The sequence below is a fragment of the Tepidanaerobacter sp. EBM-38 genome, assembly GCA_001896545.1.
Classification (GTDB): Bacteria; Bacillota; Thermosediminibacteria; order Thermosediminibacterales; family Tepidanaerobacteraceae; genus Tepidanaerobacter.
On record MPOT01000054.1, the window covers coordinates 130,296 to 149,415 of the forward strand.

19 protein-coding genes are annotated in these 19,120 nt (G+C 39.2%); 6 read left to right on the plus strand and 13 right to left on the minus strand.

Translation table 11 applies throughout. The features are described from left to right. Positions 1–133 precede the first annotated feature (133 nt). From BUC45_RS06380 to BUC45_RS06405, 6 genes are all read left to right on the plus strand, one after another. On the plus strand, positions 134–1,744 hold the full coding sequence (locus BUC45_RS06380; RefSeq protein WP_296971079.1) for a spore germination protein: 1,611 nt from the start codon (positions 134–136) through the stop codon (positions 1,742–1,744). 10 nt (positions 1,745–1,754) lie between these two features. Then, positions 1,755–2,852, plus strand: a complete 1,098-nt coding sequence (locus tag BUC45_RS06385) for an endospore germination permease (RefSeq protein ID WP_296971080.1) — start codon at positions 1,755–1,757, stop codon at positions 2,850–2,852. Then, positions 2,849–4,015, plus strand: coding sequence for a Ger(x)C family spore germination protein (locus BUC45_RS06390; RefSeq protein ID WP_296971081.1), 1,167 nt, complete (start codon positions 2,849–2,851; stop codon positions 4,013–4,015). Before BUC45_RS06385 ends, BUC45_RS06390 begins: the two co-directional genes overlap by 4 nt. Positions 4,016–4,036: 21 nt before the next feature. Next, on the plus strand, positions 4,037–4,255 hold the full coding sequence (locus tag BUC45_RS06395) for a hypothetical protein (protein WP_296971082.1): 219 nt from the start codon (positions 4,037–4,039) through the stop codon (positions 4,253–4,255). Between the two features lie 163 nt (positions 4,256–4,418). Then, positions 4,419–4,928 carry a transcription repressor NadR gene (locus BUC45_RS06400; protein ID WP_366749849.1) on the plus strand — a complete coding sequence of 170 codons (510 nt, stop codon included), beginning with the start codon at positions 4,419–4,421 and terminating at the stop codon, positions 4,926–4,928. 122 nt (positions 4,929–5,050) lie between these two features. Further along, on the plus strand, positions 5,051–5,545 hold the full coding sequence (locus BUC45_RS06405) for an ECF transporter S component (protein WP_296971083.1): 495 nt from the start codon (positions 5,051–5,053) through the stop codon (positions 5,543–5,545). Here the strand turns inward: BUC45_RS06405 and BUC45_RS06410 are convergent. From BUC45_RS06410 to BUC45_RS06470, 13 genes are all read right to left on the minus strand, one after another. Beyond that, complete coding sequence (locus BUC45_RS06410; protein ID WP_296971084.1) at positions 5,542–5,991, minus strand: C-GCAxxG-C-C family (seleno)protein; 450 nt, start codon at positions 5,989–5,991, stop codon at positions 5,542–5,544. The two genes, BUC45_RS06405 and BUC45_RS06410, sit on opposite strands and share 4 nt — an antisense overlap. 31 nt (positions 5,992–6,022) lie before the next feature. Further along, complete coding sequence (locus tag BUC45_RS06415) at positions 6,023–6,736, minus strand: glutamine amidotransferase (protein WP_296971085.1); 714 nt, start codon at positions 6,734–6,736, stop codon at positions 6,023–6,025. After that, a complete protein-coding gene (locus BUC45_RS06420) occupies positions 6,705–8,087 on the minus strand; it encodes a MurT ligase domain-containing protein (RefSeq protein WP_296971086.1) in 1,383 nt (460 codons plus the stop codon). The genes BUC45_RS06415 and BUC45_RS06420 overlap by 32 nt, the downstream gene beginning before the upstream one ends. A gap of 177 nt (positions 8,088–8,264) precedes the next feature. After that, the gene (locus BUC45_RS06425) at positions 8,265–8,696 is read right to left on the minus strand and encodes an ACT domain-containing protein (RefSeq protein WP_013777838.1); all 432 of its coding nucleotides are present in this window, start codon (positions 8,694–8,696) and stop codon (positions 8,265–8,267) included. 36 nt (positions 8,697–8,732) lie between these two features. Beyond that, positions 8,733–10,031, minus strand: coding sequence for a phenylacetate--CoA ligase family protein (locus BUC45_RS06430; RefSeq protein WP_296971087.1), 1,299 nt, complete (start codon positions 10,029–10,031; stop codon positions 8,733–8,735). A gap of 171 nt (positions 10,032–10,202) precedes the next feature. After that, positions 10,203–11,177 carry a Gfo/Idh/MocA family oxidoreductase gene (locus BUC45_RS06435; protein ID WP_296971089.1) on the minus strand — a complete coding sequence of 325 codons (975 nt, stop codon included), beginning with the start codon at positions 11,175–11,177 and terminating at the stop codon, positions 10,203–10,205. 59 nt (positions 11,178–11,236) lie between these two features. Next, positions 11,237–12,049 (minus strand): sugar phosphate isomerase/epimerase family protein, encoded by an 813-nt coding sequence (locus tag BUC45_RS06440; RefSeq protein WP_296971090.1) that lies wholly within the window; start codon positions 12,047–12,049, stop codon positions 11,237–11,239. 30 nt (positions 12,050–12,079) lie between these two features. Continuing rightward, complete coding sequence (locus BUC45_RS06445) at positions 12,080–12,994, minus strand: sugar phosphate isomerase/epimerase family protein (protein WP_296971091.1); 915 nt, start codon at positions 12,992–12,994, stop codon at positions 12,080–12,082. A 65-nt stretch (positions 12,995–13,059) separates the two neighbouring features. Continuing rightward, complete coding sequence (locus BUC45_RS06450) at positions 13,060–14,100, minus strand: Gfo/Idh/MocA family oxidoreductase (RefSeq protein WP_296971092.1); 1,041 nt, start codon at positions 14,098–14,100, stop codon at positions 13,060–13,062. A 19-nt stretch (positions 14,101–14,119) separates the two neighbouring features. Then, positions 14,120–15,163 (minus strand): ABC transporter permease, encoded by a 1,044-nt coding sequence (locus BUC45_RS06455; RefSeq protein ID WP_296971094.1) that lies wholly within the window; start codon positions 15,161–15,163, stop codon positions 14,120–14,122. 21 nt (positions 15,164–15,184) lie between these two features. Next, positions 15,185–16,672: a sugar ABC transporter ATP-binding protein gene (locus BUC45_RS06460; RefSeq protein WP_296971095.1), complete on the minus strand. Its 1,488-nt coding sequence runs from the start codon at positions 16,670–16,672 to the stop codon at positions 15,185–15,187. A gap of 112 nt (positions 16,673–16,784) precedes the next feature. Further along, entirely contained in the window at positions 16,785–17,777 is a 993-nt protein-coding gene (locus BUC45_RS06465) for a substrate-binding domain-containing protein (protein WP_296971096.1), read from the minus strand. 65 nt (positions 17,778–17,842) lie between these two features. Next, entirely contained in the window at positions 17,843–18,856 is a 1,014-nt protein-coding gene (locus BUC45_RS06470) for a LacI family DNA-binding transcriptional regulator (protein ID WP_296971097.1), read from the minus strand. Positions 18,857–19,120: the final 264 nt, after the last annotated feature.

Below are 19,120 nucleotides of genomic sequence, written 5' to 3' on the forward strand. Positions count from 1 at the left end.
GATTGACAACCTGGTTTTTAAATTGCTTTTTATTCCTGTATCGTGTATATTCTCAGGCATCATTAGTAAATACTAAGCATAAATATGTTTACTTGTCGTATTGCAAAGATAATTTTTTAAATGGGGTTAAAGTATGTTCAGTTGGATGAAGAAACTGCATAGAACTTTAGTGCATTCAAGTTCAAATCAACAATCCGAATCCGATCAAGATATCCCGGACAAAAAGGGTGAACCTTTATCCAAAGATATCAAAGTTAATTTTGAAAAAATGCAAGACATTTTTGCTAATTCCAGTGATGCAGTGATTCGCCGATTTGAAGTAGGTTCAGATGTAAAAATAGGTGCCTTTATAGTTTACATAGACGGTCTTGTTGACAGAGAGATAGTGCAATTAAGCCTGATGAAACCTTTGATGGTAGACATCAATCCGACTACTGTAGGCTGTGAACTTAATAAAAAAAATGCTTTAACTATAATAAAAGAACGGATTTTATCTATTAGTGAAGTTAATGAAATAAATTGCCTGCAGGATGCTGTTAATGCAGTCTTGTCCGGAGATACGGTACTGTTTTTAGACGGCTCATCGACTGCTCTGATTGCAGGCAGCCGCGGTTGGGAAGCGCGCAGTATCGAAACACCGGATACCGAAGTCGTTGTCCGAGGGTCGCGTGAGGGTTTTACTGAAACATTGAGGACAAATACCGCTTTGCTGCGTAGGAGAATAAAAAGTCCTAACCTTAAATTCGAAAGCATGAAAATAGGAAGGCAAACCCAAACCGATGTGATAGTAGCATATATCAAAGGTATCGCCGATGAAAAAATTGTTGAAGAAGTAAAAAGAAGGCTGTCTCGAATTGATACCGACTCTATACTTGAGTCAGGCTACATTGAAGAATACATCGAGGATGATCCTCTTTCTTTTCTGCCTACGGTAGGAAACAGCGAAAAACCTGATATGGTGGCTGCGAAGATGCTGGAAGGACGAGTAGCCATATTAACTGATGGCACTCCTTTTGTGCTCACAGTCCCATACCTTTTTGTCGAGGCATTTCAAAGCAGTGAAGACTATTACTCGCGGCCTTATTACGCTTCTTTTTTAAGAACATTAAGGTATATAGCATTTTTTATATCCGAATTTGCTCCGGCGGCTTACATAGCTCTAACAACTTTTCATCAGGAAATGCTTCCGCCGGCCTTACTCATAAATATGGCCGCATCTAAAGAAGGGACTCCTTTTCCTGCTTTTATAGAAGCCATGATTATGAATATCATATATGAAATCTTAAAAGAAGCCGGCGTGCGGCTGCCAAGACCCGTCGGCCAAGCCGTAAGTATTGTGGGAGCACTTGTTGTAGGAGAAGCGGCTGTTTCGGCAGGCCTAGTAGGTGCACCCATGGTAATCGTTATCTCTATCACTGCTGTTTCAGCTTTCGTAGTTTCATCTATCAATGATACTACAACGATCATGCGATTTTTTTATATGATTTTAGCAGGTTCGCTGGGAATTTTCGGAATAATGATAGGTGCCGCAGGGTTTTTAACACACTTGGCCTCAATGCGTTCCTTCGGCGTACCGTATCTTTCTCCAATTGCCCCCATATCCACACAAGATATGAAGGATGTCTTTATACGAGCTCCATGGTGGGCTATGCATACAAGACCGCGTGTGATCGGTTGGAAAAATCTCGTAAGGCAAAAATACAATCTAATCCCTAAGCCAAATAAGGATGATGATAATAAATGAGGAATGTTATATGTTAGAAGATGGAAAAATATCCAATCTGCAGTTTATATGCATTTTTGTTCTCAGCCGGCTGATGCTTACTATGACCTATCTTTCTTATTTTAAAGCTCCGCCATTTAATCAGGATTTATGGTTATCTGCTCTTTTATCAGCACCAATGCATATACTCTTTATGCTTCCGGCCTATTTTTTGGCACAGCGCTTAAGAAATATGACCGCTGTTCAATCGGCCGAAGTTATTCTCGGTCCCGCAGGGAAGTTAGTATCAGCTTTATTTGTCTGGTTTTTTATTCACCGAACTGCAATAATCTTGAGGGAATTCGGGGAATTTTTTACATCGATTTTATATCCGGAAACCCCTATTCTGGTTTTTATAGGTTTAACTGCTTTGTTTGCCGCATATGCGGTCAAAAACGGGATTGAAACTATTTGCCGCGTAGCACAAATCGCACTTCCTGTAATACTTTTTTCTGTCCTGTTAATTATGGCGCTACTAGTAAAGAATTTTGACCTAAGGTGTGTCCTCCCTGTTTTAGAAGACGGCATCGCACCTGTTATATACGGTGCTTTTGTCATAGCTGCTCGAACCGGAATGATACTAGGCATACCCATGTTACTGCCTTACATAAATATACCCGGAAAATTAAAAAATTATTTGATTATCGGCTTCTTCGTACTCTCCTTCTATTTTTGTATTATTGTTTTATTAACTGCTGGTATTTTCGGAATTGAACAGTCTAAAATCATCGATTTCCCTTTTTTCTATGCCGTACAGCTTATAAGTGTAGGAGATTTTCTGGAAAGAATAGATGTGCTTTTTGTTGCTATATGGATTTCAGGCATGTTTGTTCATGCTTCAACTCATTATTATCTTGCAGTTTTGGGAACAGCTCAGCTTTTGAAATTGAAGGACTACCGGCCGATAGTACCGGCTTTGGGAATAATAATAGTGAACCTTTCCATTTTGCAATCTGAGAATATAGTTGTTTTTAATAAATTCCTGTCATACAAGGTGTATACCTGGTATGTACTGCTTTTTATGGTAATTTTACCATCCTTCTTGCTTCTGGTAGCAGTAATTCGTAAAAAAGGAGCAGATTCAAGATGAAAAATTGCTTTATAATCTGTCTTGCAGTTATTTTGCTCGTGACTTTAAACGGCTGCTGGAATCGTCGTGAGCTGGATGCTATATCGATTGTAACAGCAGTAGGTATTGATAAATCAAAAACTGAAGAAAAAATACAGACTACCTTTCAGATAATGAAACCCAGTGCATTAAAGACTTCTGGTTCTTCAAGCTCAGGTGAGCAAAAAGGTGTTTGGACTTTGTCATCCACCGGATACACTATTTTTGATGCCACCAGAAATGCCACGATGCAGACAGATCGCAAATTATTTTTCTCTGAAAATAAGGTTATCGTCATCGGAGAAGAAGTAGCAAAATCTGGTATAGCTCCCTTCTTGGATTTTTTTCTTAGGGATCCTGAACCAAGACGGTTGAGTTGGTTGTTAATAGCAAAGGGCGAGGCTAGTGATATTATAAAAGCCAAGCATGAACAAGAAAATATTCCGGCAAAAGCTATTAGGGGTATGATAAAAGCTAGCGGTGCCACCTCAACAGCCGTTCAGGTCAATCTCAATGATTTTGCAAAATGTCTTTCAACTCCCGGCGTGGACCCTGTCGCATGCCGCATTGAATTGATAGGTGATGGAAAGCAAAGTGATAAAAAAATGTGTGTTACTGGTGCCGCTGTATTTAAAAAAGACAAGCTGGTAGGGTGGCTGGATCGCCCTGAAACTCGCGGTCTTAACTGGGTCTTGGGCAAAGTAGGCAGCGGCATTATCGTTGTAAAATCGCCAAAAGAAGAAAACAAAGATGTTGCACTTGAAATAATAAGAGCCGGCAGCAAAATAACTCCTGAAATTCGAGACGGTAAAATAACAATTACCGTTGAAATACATGAGGAAGGCAACTTGGCGGAACAAATGTCGAATGTGCAGCTGACTAATGTGGAGACTTTCAAGGAACTGGAAAAGCGAAAGGCGCAGGTAATAAAAAACGAAATAAATGCCGTTTTAGATAAAGCTCAAAAGGAGTGGGGAACCGATATTTTCGGATTTGGTGAAGCAATACATCGAAAGTATCCGAAAGAGTGGAAAGAGCTTAAGGGGAAATGGCGAGAGGAGTTCCCTAAAGTCGACATACAGGTCAAAGTTGACGCAAAGCTTAGAACTGCCGGCGTTTCTACAGCACCCAGCAAGGTGAGATAAGGCGTTAGAAAGGATGTAGCTATGGAATATGGTCTGATTATCTTACTTGTATTATTAATAATCTTTTTAGAGGTTCCAAGTCTCATCCAAAAGAAACTTTGGAGAGAACTTACAGCCTTTTTTGTACTTCTTGCTGTTGGTTTTGTCCTGAGCATCCTGCAGATTATGAATGTGAAAATACCAAGCCCTAATGATGGAATCATATTTATTATTGAAGCCATATCAAAAAAGTTAAAGTAGTATTGTATCAATGCACCACGTTCAGTATGCACTATACTGCGTGGTGCTTTTTGTATGCACACCTTTCATGGCGTAACTTATACTGCATCAAAATCTTTTTTAACGTAGTAAGTAGTAAAAAGTCTGATATAATATATATAAATATGCCATGGTGGTGATGAAATTGAATGCAGAACAGCGCAGAGATAAAATCTTAGACCTATTGCAGTCACATCAAGAGCCTTTATCCGGCAATGAGCTGGCAAAAATCTTTGAGGTTACCCGCCAAATAATAGTACAGGATATTGCCATTCTTAGGGCTTCCGGAAAGGATATTATCGCAACCGCTCAAGGATATATGATAAAAAAACCCTTCCCGGTATGCACTAAACAGATAGCCGTTTGCCATGACGAAAGAGATACTCAGGAGGAACTTTTAACCTTTGTTGAATGCGGCTGCAAAGTGATAGATGTAATAGTCGAGCACCCTTTATATGGCGAGCTTCGGGGCATGCTAATGCTATCCAATTCTCAAGATGTAGATAACTTTTTAAACGCCGTAAACCGTCACAAGGCTAATCTGCTTTCCCGATTAACAAATGGTGTCCATATTCATACGGTGGAGGCCATTAATTTTGACTGCATCAGCAGAGCCGAAAAACTGCTAAAAGAAAAAGGCTTTTTACTTGAATAAATTTTTTTAAAACTAGTTGACTATTCATGTGTATATACAGTATAATAGTTGCTAAATAACCATATCTAATTTTTGCATTAAAACACGCAAAAACTAAAAAAAATTGAAAGGACTAATGTACAATGAAAACTAAACAACTTGTCACAAGTGCTTTACTTACGGCTTTATCACTGCTTATACCAATTGCCTTTGGGGGATATCTTCGGATATATATTCCGCCCTTTTCGGCTACCTTGGCATCACATGTGCCCTCAATGATATCTATGCTAATCAGTCCAACAGCGGCGGTAATGGTAGGGTTGGGTTCTTCACTGGGTTTTTTATTAATATTAGGGCCTGTTGTGGCAGCTAGGGCATTTATACATGTAATCTTTGGAGTTGTCGGCGCTTACTTAATAAAAAAGGGATTCTCCTTTTCCAAAACTCTGCTGCTTGTAACTCCGATCCATGCTCTGGGTGAGGCTTTGATAGTCCTTCCACTGGGCTTTGACCTGTATACTGCCTTTGTCGTAGTAGGTGTTGGGACTATTTTGCATCATTTAATCGACAGTGCTGTAGCCATAGGCTTGGTAAAGGTGCTTTCCGCCGGATTGTCTTTATCAGGAAAAAATTTTTAATCGGCCTTTATCCACGATAAAGGCTCTTGCTTGCTCTTACAGCAGCTTAACTCTCTTTTAATTATATCATCTAGGATAATCCCTGCTTCCTTTATAACATTAAGACACCTAACCTCATCATTATGGTGTTTTTCTTTTAATTGGGGACAGTTTATATCTCCCATCTTATCCCTGTACCGATTTAAAAACTCCTTTTCCAAAGTCTTTACTTTATCGCTTTCATGTGCCCTGTCCTTTACAAAAAGCACCCCAAGCACCATTATACCCCCTGTCAGCGCACCGCACACACTGTCGATGCCCATGCCCCCTCCAAAACCCGCAGCCATTTTCAGCGCATTTTTGTCCAATCCCAATTTATATACATCATTGGCTGCATAAAGGATTGTTTCTGCACAATTTAAGTTATGCTCTTTAGAGTAGTACTCTTCTATTTTTTTAATTAGCATAATAATCTCTCCTTATATAATATATTTTGACCTATTTTTGCCCCATTGATTTTAATATATGCTCCCTGGCCTTTATTTCCAAGGAATCATCCAATTCCTCAAGGTTTGCGATATTATACTTATTTTTCAAGGCTATGGCTATAATTTCATCACAGAGCTTTGGGTTTTTGGGAAGGAGCGGGCCGTGCAGATAAGTTCCGATGGTGTTTTTATAACGCACTCCTTCGGTTTTATCCTCGCCATTGTTTCCAAAGCCTGAAATTACTTGTCCAAGAGGCTTTAAGCCATTTAGGTATGTCTTTCCTATGTGGTTTTCAAATCCGACAAGGTAATAATCCTCAGTTTTTACTACTATATTGCCCACAAAGTGAATATCTGCGGGTTCGGTATAAAAGTCAAAAAGACCTAAGCCGTCAGCATTTCCTCCTTTGGCTTGATAGTATTGACCCAAAAGTTGGTATCCACCACATATGGCAAGCAGAATTTTGCCTTGCTCAACTGCATCTTTGAGGTTCGCTTTTATGTTTTTCATATCGTGTACTGCCATACTCTGTTCACTTGCAGCACCTGCACCGACAAAAAATATATCCACATCTTTAAAATCTGCTTTATCCCCCATGTGATGCTCAATGACATCCAACTGAATATTTCGCCATTGGCAGCGTTTAAACAGTGCAAGGACATTGCCGGTATCGCCATATAAATTCAACAGCTCAGGATACAGATGGCACATGGTAAGTTTCATTACCCTCATTTCTCTCCTTTAATATTTTTTGGATGTCAAAAAGCAGGCTGTAGTTCAGTAAAATATATCCCACATCACTTTCGGATTTAACGATACCATCAACAACATCCTCAAGGTTTTCTGCGATTATTAACTTTTCAGGCTCTACACCCGCATATTTTAGCCGAAGTGCAATATCGTATCTTCGTTGGCCAAACAATATATAGCCATATATTGATTCATCAACTTCCTGCAATATCTCAAAGTTTGTATCCCACAGCCACGAAACATCCCTGCCGTCCTGTGGAAGGTCATTGATGCCTATAGCTACGGTTTTCAAGCTTGAATCACGACTTACGACCTTCATTGACTCATTAAAACCTATCGGATTTTTAGCAAGATTTAACGTAATGGGTTTTTGAATATAAAATTTTTCCATTCTCCCGACTTGAGGTCTGTAGGTTTCAATGCCATTTAATACAGTTTCCGGAGTATTTCCCGCCAAAGCTCCGCAAGATGCAGCTGCCAATGTGTTATAAATGGAATATGTATCGTTGATGTTTATATCTGTTTCTACTATGAAGTCTTTATCCTTGCCCCAAACAATCAATTTCCTTTTTCCTGTTTTATCCTCTAAAAATGCTCTAAAGTCAGGCACAGGTCTTGTAAAGCCGCATTTTTGACATGTATAGTGACCCAACTGTCCGTAATAGCAGTAATTGTAATGTAATCTATTGCCGCATTTTTTACAGAGAACGCTATCTCTAGCCAAGCCTTTACTGCCCATGTCTGTTTCGGTTTCAATACCATAGTAATACTTCATGTGCGGCAGCCCATCGCCGAGACTAACCAATGCCGGGTCATCTGCATTTATTAACAATACTGTGTCTTCAGATGTTTTAATGGCTGTTTTGATTTTATCTAGGAGGGCATCCATCTCACCATGTCGGTCTAACTGATCTACAAATATATTTGTAAATACAATAATATGCGGTTTTATATGTGCCATTACTTTCGGCAGTGACGCCTCATCCACTTCCAAGCAGGCGTAATCCCACTCAAGACTTCCAAGGGTACTGCTGTTTATAAATGCCGAAATAAGCCCTGAATTCATGTTGGCACCCAGCTGATTGCATACACAGGAATGACCTGATTGACGAATTATGGAATATATCATGTTATTTGTTGAAGTTTTTCCATTTGTTCCGGTAACAAATATTATTTTATCTTTTACTTTTGAACCAAACCATGTAAGAATATCGGGGCACAGTCTAAGAGCCAATTCTCCTCCTATATTTGTTCCCTGATGACCTGTCAGTTTAGCAAGTGCTGAGGTCATTTTTGCTGCTATCACAGCCAGGATTCTTCTCAACTTATGTCCCTCCCCTTAAATACGGCATTAATCAATAAAACTGTTTTTATTATAGCATTAGAAATTCTGTGATGCAATTTCTGTTAATAATACAGATTATGCAGTAAAAAGCATTAAGGGAGTGTTTCGCTAATCATAAAAAAGCAAAACACTCCCTTGAGATGCAGTTATTATAGTTTACAAGGAGTTTATTTCCTCAGTTGTATAAAGTTTTATTCCGGCAGATTGCAGAACTTCTACTGCCTTTTCGGGGTCCTCGACTCTAAATAGTATGAGGGCCCGTTTTCCGTTTCGCTTTATAAACGAATAAAGGTACTCAATACTCACGCCGGCTTCATTCAGCGTTTGAAGGGCTAAATTTAAGCCGCCGGGCTTATCGGCTACTTCAACAGCCAAAACTTCAGTTGTACTGACCGGAAATTTCTCGGCTTTTATGGCAGCAACTGCTTCTTCCGGTTTATTTACAATCATGCGAAGAATCCCAAATTCCGTAGTATCTGCAATGGATATTGCGCTTATATCAATATCATTTTTCTCGAGAATATCAGTAACTTGAGAAAGTTTTCCGGGTTTATTTTCCAAAAACACCGATATCTGTTTTACAAACATAAAACCCCTCCGTTCATTTTGCTTGGAATAAACCTCTTACAGCTTTCTTTTATCAATAACCCTCTTTGACTTGCCTTCGGTTCGTTCAATGGTATGTGGTTCAACCAGTTTTACGTTAACATTGATTCCCAGAGTTGTGTAAATTGACGAAATGATTTTTCTTCGAACCTCTTCCAGTTTCCTGACTTCATCAGCAAATAATTTTTCTGAAACCTCTACCAAAACTTCCATAGAATCAAGGTTGTCTTTGCGGTCTACAATAATTAAGTAGTGAGGCTCCGCATCGCCGGCAATCATCAAGGCACTTTCAATTTGCGACGGGAACACATTGACTCCTCTGATAATGAGCATATCGTCCGTTCTGCCTAAGAGTTTTTCAATTCTGGCATGAGTCCTGCCGCAGGGACAGTGCTCGTAGGAAATGGACGTAATATCTCTCGTCTTATATCTGATAACAGGCAAGCCTTCCTTATCAATGGTTGTAATTACCAGCTCGCCTCTTTCACCCTCGGGCAGAGGTTCTTCTGTAATCGGGTCTATGATTTCAGGAATAAAGAAGTCCTCAAATATGTGAAGGCCTTGCTGCTCCATGCATTCACAGGCTACACCCGGACCGATTACTTCGCTTAATCCATAAATATCCAATGCCTTGAGCCCAAGCTTTGATTCCAATTCTTTGCGCATATTATCCGACCATGGTTCTGCTCCAAATATTCCGGCCTTTAGGTTTAACTCCTCGTGCTTTATTCCCATTTCTTCCAGGGTTTCAGCAATACACAGAGCATAAGAAGGAGTGCATGCAAGGATTTCGGTTTTTAAATCCTTCATCAGCATCACCTGACGGCGGGTATTACCACCAGAGGTAGGAACTACTACAGCCCCCAGTTTTTCCGCACCATAGTGGAAACCCAATCCGCCTGTAAAAAGGCCATAGCCATATGAAATCTGGACTACGGATTCTCGCTTTCCGCCACCCATTGTAAGACATCTTGCTATTAATTCAGCCCAGTTGGCTATATCCCTGCGGGTGTAACCAACTACTGTCGGCTTTCCGGTTGTGCCCGAAGAAGCATGAATTCTGATAATTTCTTCAAGGGGCACAGCAAACATATTGTAAGGATAATTATCTCTTAAATCCTGCTTAGTGGTAAACGGCAGCAGCTTCAAATCTTCAAGGCTATTGATGTCTTCAGGGATTATCCCTCTTTCCTGCATCTTTTGCCTGTAACTTTCTACATTGTGATAAACTCTGTCTATGGTTTCTTTTAGCTTTTCAAACTGATATGAACGGAGCTGGTCTCTACTCATACATTCTCTTACTTTATTCCATTGCATAGGCGTCCCCTCTAACTTGAAATTTTGCTTTTAGAATGTAATATTCATACTAATTATCTACGATACTAGATTTTAATAGTTAAGTAAAATTATATAATATAATATCAAAAATGCAACCAATATTTTAAATTAGGTTAAATTGTAGCATAACTTTAATAGTTTTATATTTATTTACTCACCTTTGAGTATTTCTTCCATAATCTCGATACCTGTAACAATCTGTTCACGGTTGAATCGATTTGACGGAACGCCTTTTTCTATACATGAAATAAAATGGGAGAGTTCACGATAAAACATATCCGTAGCTGGTAAGTTGATGCCAGTGGATACCACTGCTTCTTCCTGCAAATCATAACAGAAGGGGTCTTTATCTGGCTGGTACAGCATCACTTTTTCGCCATCATATTCCAGTAATGCCCTTTCAAAGTATACACGCCAGCTAGCTCTAAAAGGGTAATTTACAGCAAACCAAGCAGCTTCTGCTGCAACATTTAAATTATCAAAGGTGTAATTGAATCTGTAATGTTCCTTATAGTTAACATTCGGTCTTGCGCAGTTTGTATATGTAAAATTCTTTGGTTTTCCGAAAAGACTTATAATCAAATCCAAATCGTGCACATGTAAATCAAATGGAAGGACACCGCTTTTTTGCTTATCAAAAAGCCAGTCGTCCTTGCTCCACTTGGGGCAGCCGGTAAGTCTTGCAAAGTATCCATCTAATGGTTTGCCATATTTTCCGCTTTTTACAGCATCATGGAGAATTTCGGATTCTCTTGTAAATCGGACGACCTGTGCTACAAAAAGAAGCAAGTTTTTTTCGAAAGCCACATCGAACATTTCTTCAGCATCTTTTCTGCAAAGTGCCATGGGCTTTTCTACGATGACATGCTTACCTTGATTTAAGCTTTCAAGCACATGCTCTTTGTGAAGATAAGTGGGGGTGCAGACATCTATCACATCAATTTGCTCATTTGCTACCATGGAGGCTATATCATCATAAGGAGTTAAATTAAGTCTTCTTGCTTTCTCTTTGCTTTGCGGGGAGTTGCACACTGCTGCAACAACCTTACATCCGTCAATTAGCTTATAGTTATCATAATGTACGCTGCCCATACCTCCGATACCAACAATGCCAATCCTAACCATTTATTTTCCTCCATTCACTAAAGGTGGCATTTTATAATTCACACTTATTTTTTAATAAATCAGATATTAAGGCCCATATTTTTTAGATAGTCATAGGAATCTTTGACTGCTTTGTTAACTTCATCAAGATTCTTTGCACCGTCTTTGGTAAATTCTATTTCTATACTTAGTGGAGAATTATTATTAGCCTTTTCTAATTCATCAATAATCATTTTGAAGTCTATATTACCTTTCCCTATAGCAGGAAAGTTCCATTCATTGTAAGCTCCGGCCTTATCCTTTAGATGAATATGCCCAATCTTGTCTATACATGATTCTAAATCCTCTTTTAAATTAACGTTCCCATAGTAGATGGCATTTGCCGTATCATAATTAATCATGACTTTTGGAGATGCTACTAAATCAACAATGGTTTTAAGCTGTTTGCCCGTAGCATGTTTGCCGTGATTTTCAAGGCATAGCATGAGGTTATACTCCTCTAAGTACGGTACAATTTCCTTTATATGTTCCGCCACTTCATAATCCGAAATCTCGGCTCTATCCTTAAGATGGGCTTCTCCTATGGAAGATATGATATAATTACATCCAAAAAATGCAGCCAGTTTGATATTTAATATAAAATCATTTAAACGCTCTCTGTCCATCAGATTACAGTGACCGCTCATAGAAATCGGAGTAAGACCACTGGATTTAAGATCATCCTTAATTTTACAGAGTTCTTCAAAGATCATTGTCGGAAAAACATGTTCCGTCCATCCCTTTGTTGCCGTCAGTTCAATGTACTTAAATCCTGTGCTGCTTATTCCATCAATCGCATCATGTATAGAATATCCATGATAAGTATTTGAATTGACTGCAATGATTCTTTTCACAATATCAACCCCTTCTTCAAATTTAACATTCTAAATCACAAACTGTTCCAAATACCTCTTTGAAAGTTTTAAGCTGGCAAGAATTCTCTCCTCGTTTTCCTCAAAAGCCCTATCTTCTATTTCTATGCAAGCATATCCGCTATACCCAATATCAGTCAGAGCCGATACATAAGCCGCCCAATCTACATCACCCAGCCCCGGAATTTTTGGACTCATATAATCCAATGGATATGCCATTGTTCCAACCTCTTTTAATTTATCAGGGTACATTTTAATATCTTTAAAGTGAACATGAAAAATCCTGTCTTTAAATTCATAAATCGGCTTTATGTAGTCCATCATCTGCCATATAAAATGACTGGGGTCCAGGTTTATGCCGAAGTTCTCGTTCGGAATGATTTCAAACAATTCTCTCCAAATCTTCGGCGATGTGAAAAGATTCTGTCCGCCCGGCCATTGGTCCTTTCCAAAGAGCATAGGGCAGTTTTCAATGGCAATTTTTACTCCTTTGTTTTCTGCATAACTTATAATAGGCGGCCATACTTCCTTAAAGAGTTCAATATTTTCTTCAACACTTTTATATTGATTTCTTCCAATGAAGGTTGTCACCATATTCACGCCAAGTTTTGCACTAGCATCGATTACTTTGTATAGATGGGAAACGTTGGCTTTCCGCATATCTAAGTCATTTCCTATAGTATTGGGATAGAAGGCAAGGGCTGAAATTTGAATGTTCCTAGCTTTGCAGTATTCTTTTATATAATCAGCTTTGTCATCTGTCATACCGACTACATCTATGTGACTGACACCGGCATATCTCCTCTCTGCTGCTCCCTTAGGCCAGCACGCCACTTCAACGCACTCGAAGCCTAATTCGGCCACAGTATCAATTAATTTTTCAAAACTGTAGTCAGCTAAAATGGCGCTTACAAGTCCCAGTTTCATGTCCTTCATCCTCTTTCTTTTATTTTTTCTATTTTTTATTAGCTTAATCTTGGTTCTATGTGAAATCAATCTTGGTTTATGGCAATTGTTCTTCCTGTGTTCGATGATTCTATACTTGCAAATACTGCCCTCATGGCACTAAGTGCGATCTTTCCAGACAGTTCTGTTTCCATATCATTTAATATACTATTTACAAAAAGGTCAATGACTCCCGATTTTGTCTGATTTTCATTTGTTTGTATGCCTTCCAGTTCATAGTTAATTTTCTCCCCATTATTAAGTAAAACTTTTATTGCATATTTAGGATCGTCATATATTCTCATAATACCTTTTGTTCCATATAAAATGGTACTATTATCTTCCGGCCCGTAATAGGTCCAGCTAGCTGTCATCGTTCCGATGATTCCGTTACTCATTTTATATATGCAAAATGCATTATCATCTACTCCAATTGGCTTTCCCTCAGATGTTTTTTTGTTTAAAGTTGCAAGTTTTGCCGTCGTCTCTACGATGGTTTCACCGGTCAGAAATTGTATAAGGTCTGTCTTATGGACTCCTAAGTCTGCCATTGCACCCATAACCGCAGTATTTTTGTCAAAAAACCAAACATCACGTCCCGCATCGATACTCCATGTTTCAGGCCCGCTGTGTCCAAAGGTGGTCTTGAATGTGATGATATCTCCGATTAGCCCTTCTTCTATGAGCTGCTTTGCCCTCTTATGGGCAGGTGCCAATCTTTGATTGTGCCCAATAAGAAGTTTTTTACCTACATCTTCGGCTGTCCTAACCATAGCTTCGCAATCTGCAAGAGTTGTTGCCATTGGTTTTTCACAAAGAACGTGCTTACCGGCACGAAGGGCTGCAATAGTAATTTCGGCATGTAAATGATTTGAAACACAGATGCTGACAGCATCAATCTCTTTGTTTGCAAGTAGCTCCTCGTATGAGCCATATGCTATCCCGCCATATTTTTGAGCCACTTCATGTGTTCGTTTTGGGTTTTTATCATAAAACCCTATCAGTTTGCAGTTACCGTTTTCAATATATTCGGGTATGTGCCTAACCTGTGCTATTTTACCACAACCTATAATTCCTACACTAAGCATATATTTCTCCCTCCATATTTTATGCTTTTTCCTTTTTCTGTAGAAGTACCGCACAGACCACAATCAAGCCCTTGAATGCCTCTCTTAAGAATGGCGGCACTCCAAAAAGATTTAACAGGTTATTCATTACGGCAATAATCAGCATACCGAAAACCGTACCCAAAATAGTCCCTCTTCCACCACTCATACTAGTTCCGCCAACTACTGCCGCGGCAATGGCATCCATTTCGTAGCCACTTCCCGCATTCGCAAAATCCATGGAACCGATGCGTGATACCTGAATTATAGTTGCAATAGCAACCAATACTCCCATAAGTGAATATACACCTGTTTTAACTTTTTCCACATTAACACCGGAAAGTTTTGCGGCTTTTTCATTAGAGCCTACTGCAATTACCTGTCTACCAAAGACAGTACGCTTTGACACATAATAAAGGATATATGCAATAACTGCCCAATAGATAATGGGCATTAGCATGAATTTTCCTATTTTAAAGTTTGCAATTTGAAGGAATTCCCTTGGCACCGTAGGATTATAACCTTGCATAAAATGCTGTGTAAGACTTCTGAAAATCTTCATAGCTCCCAGTGTGGCAATAAATGGAGGTATTTTGCCTTTTGTAATCAATATTCCTATCCCTGTGCCAAGTCCGTATCCCAAGCCAACTCCTAGGATTATCGCTATGATAAAAGCTGGAAGCCCTGTTATGCCCATGTTGGCAAGTATTCCCTTTGGGCCGTTGTCAATCAGCATCATAATAACGGCACCTATGGCAACCGATGTGGAACCTACTGCTAAATCAATGCCTCCTGAGATGATGACAAATGTCATTCCTAAAGATATTATGCCGATACCCGCATTATTCCTTAGTATATTTATCCAATTGTTCAGCCATGAACTAAACCAGCTGCCGATGGAATCATAATCAAATCCTAAAACTATTGTTTGCAAAACAATAATGAGCAAGAGAACTATAGCAGTACTAAAAAGTGGTTCTGCTATCCACCGATCTTGAAACCATTCAAAAAAGCTTCTCTTATTTTTCCCTTTGGTATCATTCATTTTTGCGCTCTCCTCTCTGACTTAGTCCAATTTTCCGCCAGTAGCCAGCCGCATTATATCATGTTCATTCATTGTCTCTTTGGATACTTCACCTTGAATTACTCCATGGTACATTACGAGAGCTCTGTCACATATGCGAACAACTTCTTGTGCTTCACTGGAAAGCACGACTACTGCAATGTTTTCTTTGGCAAGATTCAGTATTATATCATAAATGTCTTCTTTTGCTCCTACGTCCACACCTTGAGTAGGATTATCCAAAATAAGAAGTTTGGGATTAGCTGAAAGCCATTTTGCCAGCACAACCTTTTGCTGGTTACCTCCGGAAAGGCTGTCAATGCTGTCCGTGCTCTTGCCCATTTTTATTCGTAGTTCTTTAACCTGTTTCTTAAATATTTTACGATGTCTTATCCAGTCAATGACGCCCCGCTTTGCAAATAATGGCCAGGTCACAATCGAGGCGTTTTCAAGGATATTCATATCCTTGATAATTCCATTTTCCTTCCTATTCCTAGGAAGATATCCAATTCCCTTATCAAGAGCTTGGGTAGTGCTGTTTATTCTAATTTCTTCTCTTTCAAGAAATATTTTTCCTGATAATATGCTTTCTGCCCCAAAGACAGATTGAAAAAGCTCACTTCGCCCATCACCTAAAAGTCCGGTCACGCCTAGGATTTCCCCGGCTCTTACTGATAAGCTGATATCCCTGTAAGCTGTTTCATGGGTAAGTTTTTCTAAGCGCAATACTTCATTCCCGAGATTCTTATCTCTTGACAATCGTTCTGTTCTAACATCATAACCTACCATAAAACGCGCTAGGTCATCTGTGGTAACTTCGCTTACGTTTCCCTCTGCAACCAAACAACCGTCCCGAAGGACTATGTACCTTTCACAAATTTCCATGACCTCATTGAGCTTATGAGAAATAAAAATAATACCTACGCCACGCTCTTTCAGCATCCTCATCATGCTAAATACTCGCTTTATTTCCGGCTCTGTCAATGAAGTTGTGGGTTCATCCATAATAATAATCGATGCATTCATCATCATGGCACGGCATATTTCAACTATCTGCTTATATGAGGCATCAAGGTCACGCACCATGATTTTGGGATCTAAATCTACATTCATTTGTTTAAAAACTTCTTCTGTTTCATAAATCATTCTCTCTAAATCTAATCTTCCTCTTTTATTTTTCAATTCCCTTCCAAGGAACATATTCTCATAAACAGGCAAATCATTGATTAGGTTTAGTTCCTGGTGTATGAATGCTATCCCTGCATTTAGGGATTGCGCTGGAGTGTCAAAGTCAACTTTTTTCCCATCCAGGTATATAGCACCTGAATCCATTTTGCAGACCCCGCCCAATATGTTCATAAGGGTTGACTTTCCTGCTCCATTTTCACCTATAAGTGCGCATATTTCACCGCCTTTTAGCTTAAGTGACACATCTTTCAGGACTTTATTACTCCCAAATGATTTTATGATATTTTTCATTTCAACTATCATGAAATCACATCCATATCTTTTGTATGAGAAAGGTTATGGCAATGCCATAACCTTTCATCTTAATTAATAAGTGTAAGTTGGGGGTCAGGCACCTTTACACATTTCTAGAGATTTAGTACGGCGAATTCGGGTCCAGAAAATCTTTATAGTTAGTTCTGTCTACCACAGTCGTAGGAATAATTGTAACCTTTGGAACCTCTTCACCATTTAGCAACTTAACTGCCACATCGATAGCATCCCTTACCATGGCTGGGCTGTACAACGCAGACTGTATCCAAATGTCTTCATTTTCAGGCATCATCTTAAAATATTCCTGCATTCCGCCGCCACCTGTCACAACTTTAATGTCGGTTCGACCGGCTTCACGTATAGCCTGTAGCACACCTATTGAAGTTTCATCGTCCATGGAAAATACAGCATCAATCTTGGGATTGCTTGTAAGTATATCAGCAAAGTCCTTTAAACCATCTTCACGAGTGAACTTCGTAGCATATGTAAGAAGTTTCAGATCAGGTGCAATTTTAGCTACTGTTTCAACAAAACCTTTCTTTCTTAACTCAGACACGGAACCTGATGTTGGAACTTCCAGTATGACGACTGTTCCTTCTTTGCCAATCTTATCCACGATGTATTTGGCCCCTTGAATACCCATGTCTTCGTTGTCTCCGGAAACCCTATATACTCCATCCACATCAATAACAATGTCAAAGTTTACAACCTTAATACCAGCATCCAGAGCCTTCTTTATGGGTTCTTCCATGCCTTCCCACTGTGGAAACGCCACGATAGCCTGAGCTCCCCATGTCATCAGGTCATCTAATTGAGCAGTCATTTCCTCTGCATTATTGCTTGTCTGAATCTTGTATTCAATCTGGTCAGAAAGTTCTTTCGCACGAGCTTCAGCATGGTAAGCAACAGCAGCAACCCATCCATGTGTAACAGCAGGTGCTAGAATGCCAACCTTGAACTTTGCAGTGCCGGCAGCATCACTACCCTCACTACTTGGAGTACTTGCTTCATTACTCGTCTGCTGTCCTCCGCAGCCGGTAAGAATTACTGCCAGCAACAAAGTTAGGATTAGAATAACACTAACAAACTTCTTCATTAAAACACCCCTTTTTTATTTTATATTTTATCTATATTAATTAACTGCGAGATGTTTTGCCGCAGTTAATCGCAAATTGAAATTGGTGCCGATGATTCTCTAATAATAAATTTATGTGGAAGTACTACTTTTTTTTCAATATCGTTTGTTTTATTCATACATGCATGCAGTATTTTAAAAGATTTTCTTCCCAAGTCATAGCAAGGCTGAGCAACAGTTGTGATGTATGGGTGAAACATTGTAGTATAATCAACGTCGTCAAAGCCAGTAACGGTAAGATCTTCCGGAACTCGAAGACCCATTTCTTTGGCTGCAGTAATGGCTCCAAGGGCAATGGTATCTGATATACAAAAAATGGCTGTGGGCCTGTCTTTTTGCTGAAGCAGCTTAAATGCTGCAGCCTTTCCGCTCTTAAACGAATACTCTGCATCGGCTAAGGCAATGTAGTCTTTGCGCACTTTGATGCCATGACGCTCTAAAGTGTCTTTATATCCTTTAAGCCTTAACAATGTGGAAATATAACTGTTGGAGCTGCTGATTGTAGCAATTTTTTTGTGTCCGAGACTTATGATGTACTCCATAACCTCCAGAGTTGCTTTGTAGTTGTCAATAGATACTCTGGGGATATCTAATCCCTTAACATACTCGGAACAGTGTACTATAGGATATTTGTCCGCATATTCACTTAACCACATGGAATCTAAATTGCTTGCAAGCAGTATTGCTCCATCTGCTCTTCTTTTCTTTAGCATATCCATGCCGTTTTTCTCTCGCTCCTCATCTCCCCCGGTATTGTAAATAAGTGCACTATATCCCGACTTACGGGCCTCATCACCGACTCCTGCAAGGATATGAGCATAATAGGGGTTGGTTATATTTGGAGCTACTATAAGGATTACCCTGGTTTCATTTCGCCTGAGATTTCTTGCTGACATGTTAGGCTCAAAGGATAATTTCTCTATAGCCTTATATACGCGCTCACATGTTTCAGGCCTTACCGAACCCTTTTTATTTAAGACTCGTGATACTGTTGCCACTGAAACATTGGCTTCTCTGGCAACATCTGCAATTTTAACCATATAAACCCCTACCTAGATGCAACTATAATAGCCAAATTTTTATGATGATTCGGAATGTAATCCATTACATTTGCTTGAAAAAAATATAAAACAGAATGTAATCCATTACATTCTCAGTATAAACTTATAAAATTATTTTGTCAATATTATTTTGAAAATTATTGTGTGTCAATAATCTTTGAAAATGTCACCTAAAAGGCATGATTTTTATTCAGTGAAAATGTCACCTTTGACATAAAATAAAAACAACAAAACACGTTACAA

Bases quoted from the DNA above. Each gene is read 5' to 3' on its own strand.
- BUC45_RS06425 (WP_013777838.1), bottom strand. From the start codon at position 8,696: ATGTTTGTAAAACAGATATCGGTGTTTTTGGAAAATAAACCCGGAAAA.
- BUC45_RS06455 (WP_296971094.1), bottom strand. From the start codon at position 15,163: ATGAATGATACCAAAGGGAAAAATAAGAGAAGCTTTTTTGAATGGTTT.
- BUC45_RS06410 (WP_296971084.1), bottom strand. From the start codon at position 5,991: ATGCTAATTAAAAAAATAGAAGAGTACTACTCTAAAGAGCATAACTTA.
- BUC45_RS06430 (WP_296971087.1), bottom strand. From the start codon at position 10,031: ATGCAATGGAATAAAGTAAGAGAATGTATGAGTAGAGACCAGCTCCGT.
- BUC45_RS06450 (WP_296971092.1), bottom strand. From the start codon at position 14,100: ATGCTTAGTGTAGGAATTATAGGTTGTGGTAAAATAGCACAGGTTAGG.
- BUC45_RS06465 (WP_296971096.1), bottom strand. From the start codon at position 17,777: ATGAAGAAGTTTGTTAGTGTTATTCTAATCCTAACTTTGTTGCTGGCA.
- BUC45_RS06460 (WP_296971095.1), bottom strand. From the start codon at position 16,672: ATGATAGTTGAAATGAAAAATATCATAAAATCATTTGGGAGTAATAAA.
- BUC45_RS06445 (WP_296971091.1), bottom strand. From the start codon at position 12,994: ATGAAACTGGGACTTGTAAGCGCCATTTTAGCTGACTACAGTTTTGAA.
- BUC45_RS06390 (WP_296971081.1), top strand. From the start codon at position 2,849: ATGAAAAATTGCTTTATAATCTGTCTTGCAGTTATTTTGCTCGTGACT.
- BUC45_RS06435 (WP_296971089.1), bottom strand. From the start codon at position 11,177: ATGGTTAGGATTGGCATTGTTGGTATCGGAGGTATGGGCAGCGTACAT.
- BUC45_RS06380 (WP_296971079.1), top strand. From the start codon at position 134: ATGTTCAGTTGGATGAAGAAACTGCATAGAACTTTAGTGCATTCAAGT.
- BUC45_RS06385 (WP_296971080.1), top strand. From the start codon at position 1,755: ATGTTAGAAGATGGAAAAATATCCAATCTGCAGTTTATATGCATTTTT.
- BUC45_RS06395 (WP_296971082.1), top strand. From the start codon at position 4,037: ATGGAATATGGTCTGATTATCTTACTTGTATTATTAATAATCTTTTTA.
- BUC45_RS06405 (WP_296971083.1), top strand. From the start codon at position 5,051: ATGAAAACTAAACAACTTGTCACAAGTGCTTTACTTACGGCTTTATCA.
- BUC45_RS06415 (WP_296971085.1), bottom strand. From the start codon at position 6,736: ATGAAACTTACCATGTGCCATCTGTATCCTGAGCTGTTGAATTTATAT.
- BUC45_RS06470 (WP_296971097.1), bottom strand. From the start codon at position 18,856: ATGGTTAAAATTGCAGATGTTGCCAGAGAAGCCAATGTTTCAGTGGCA.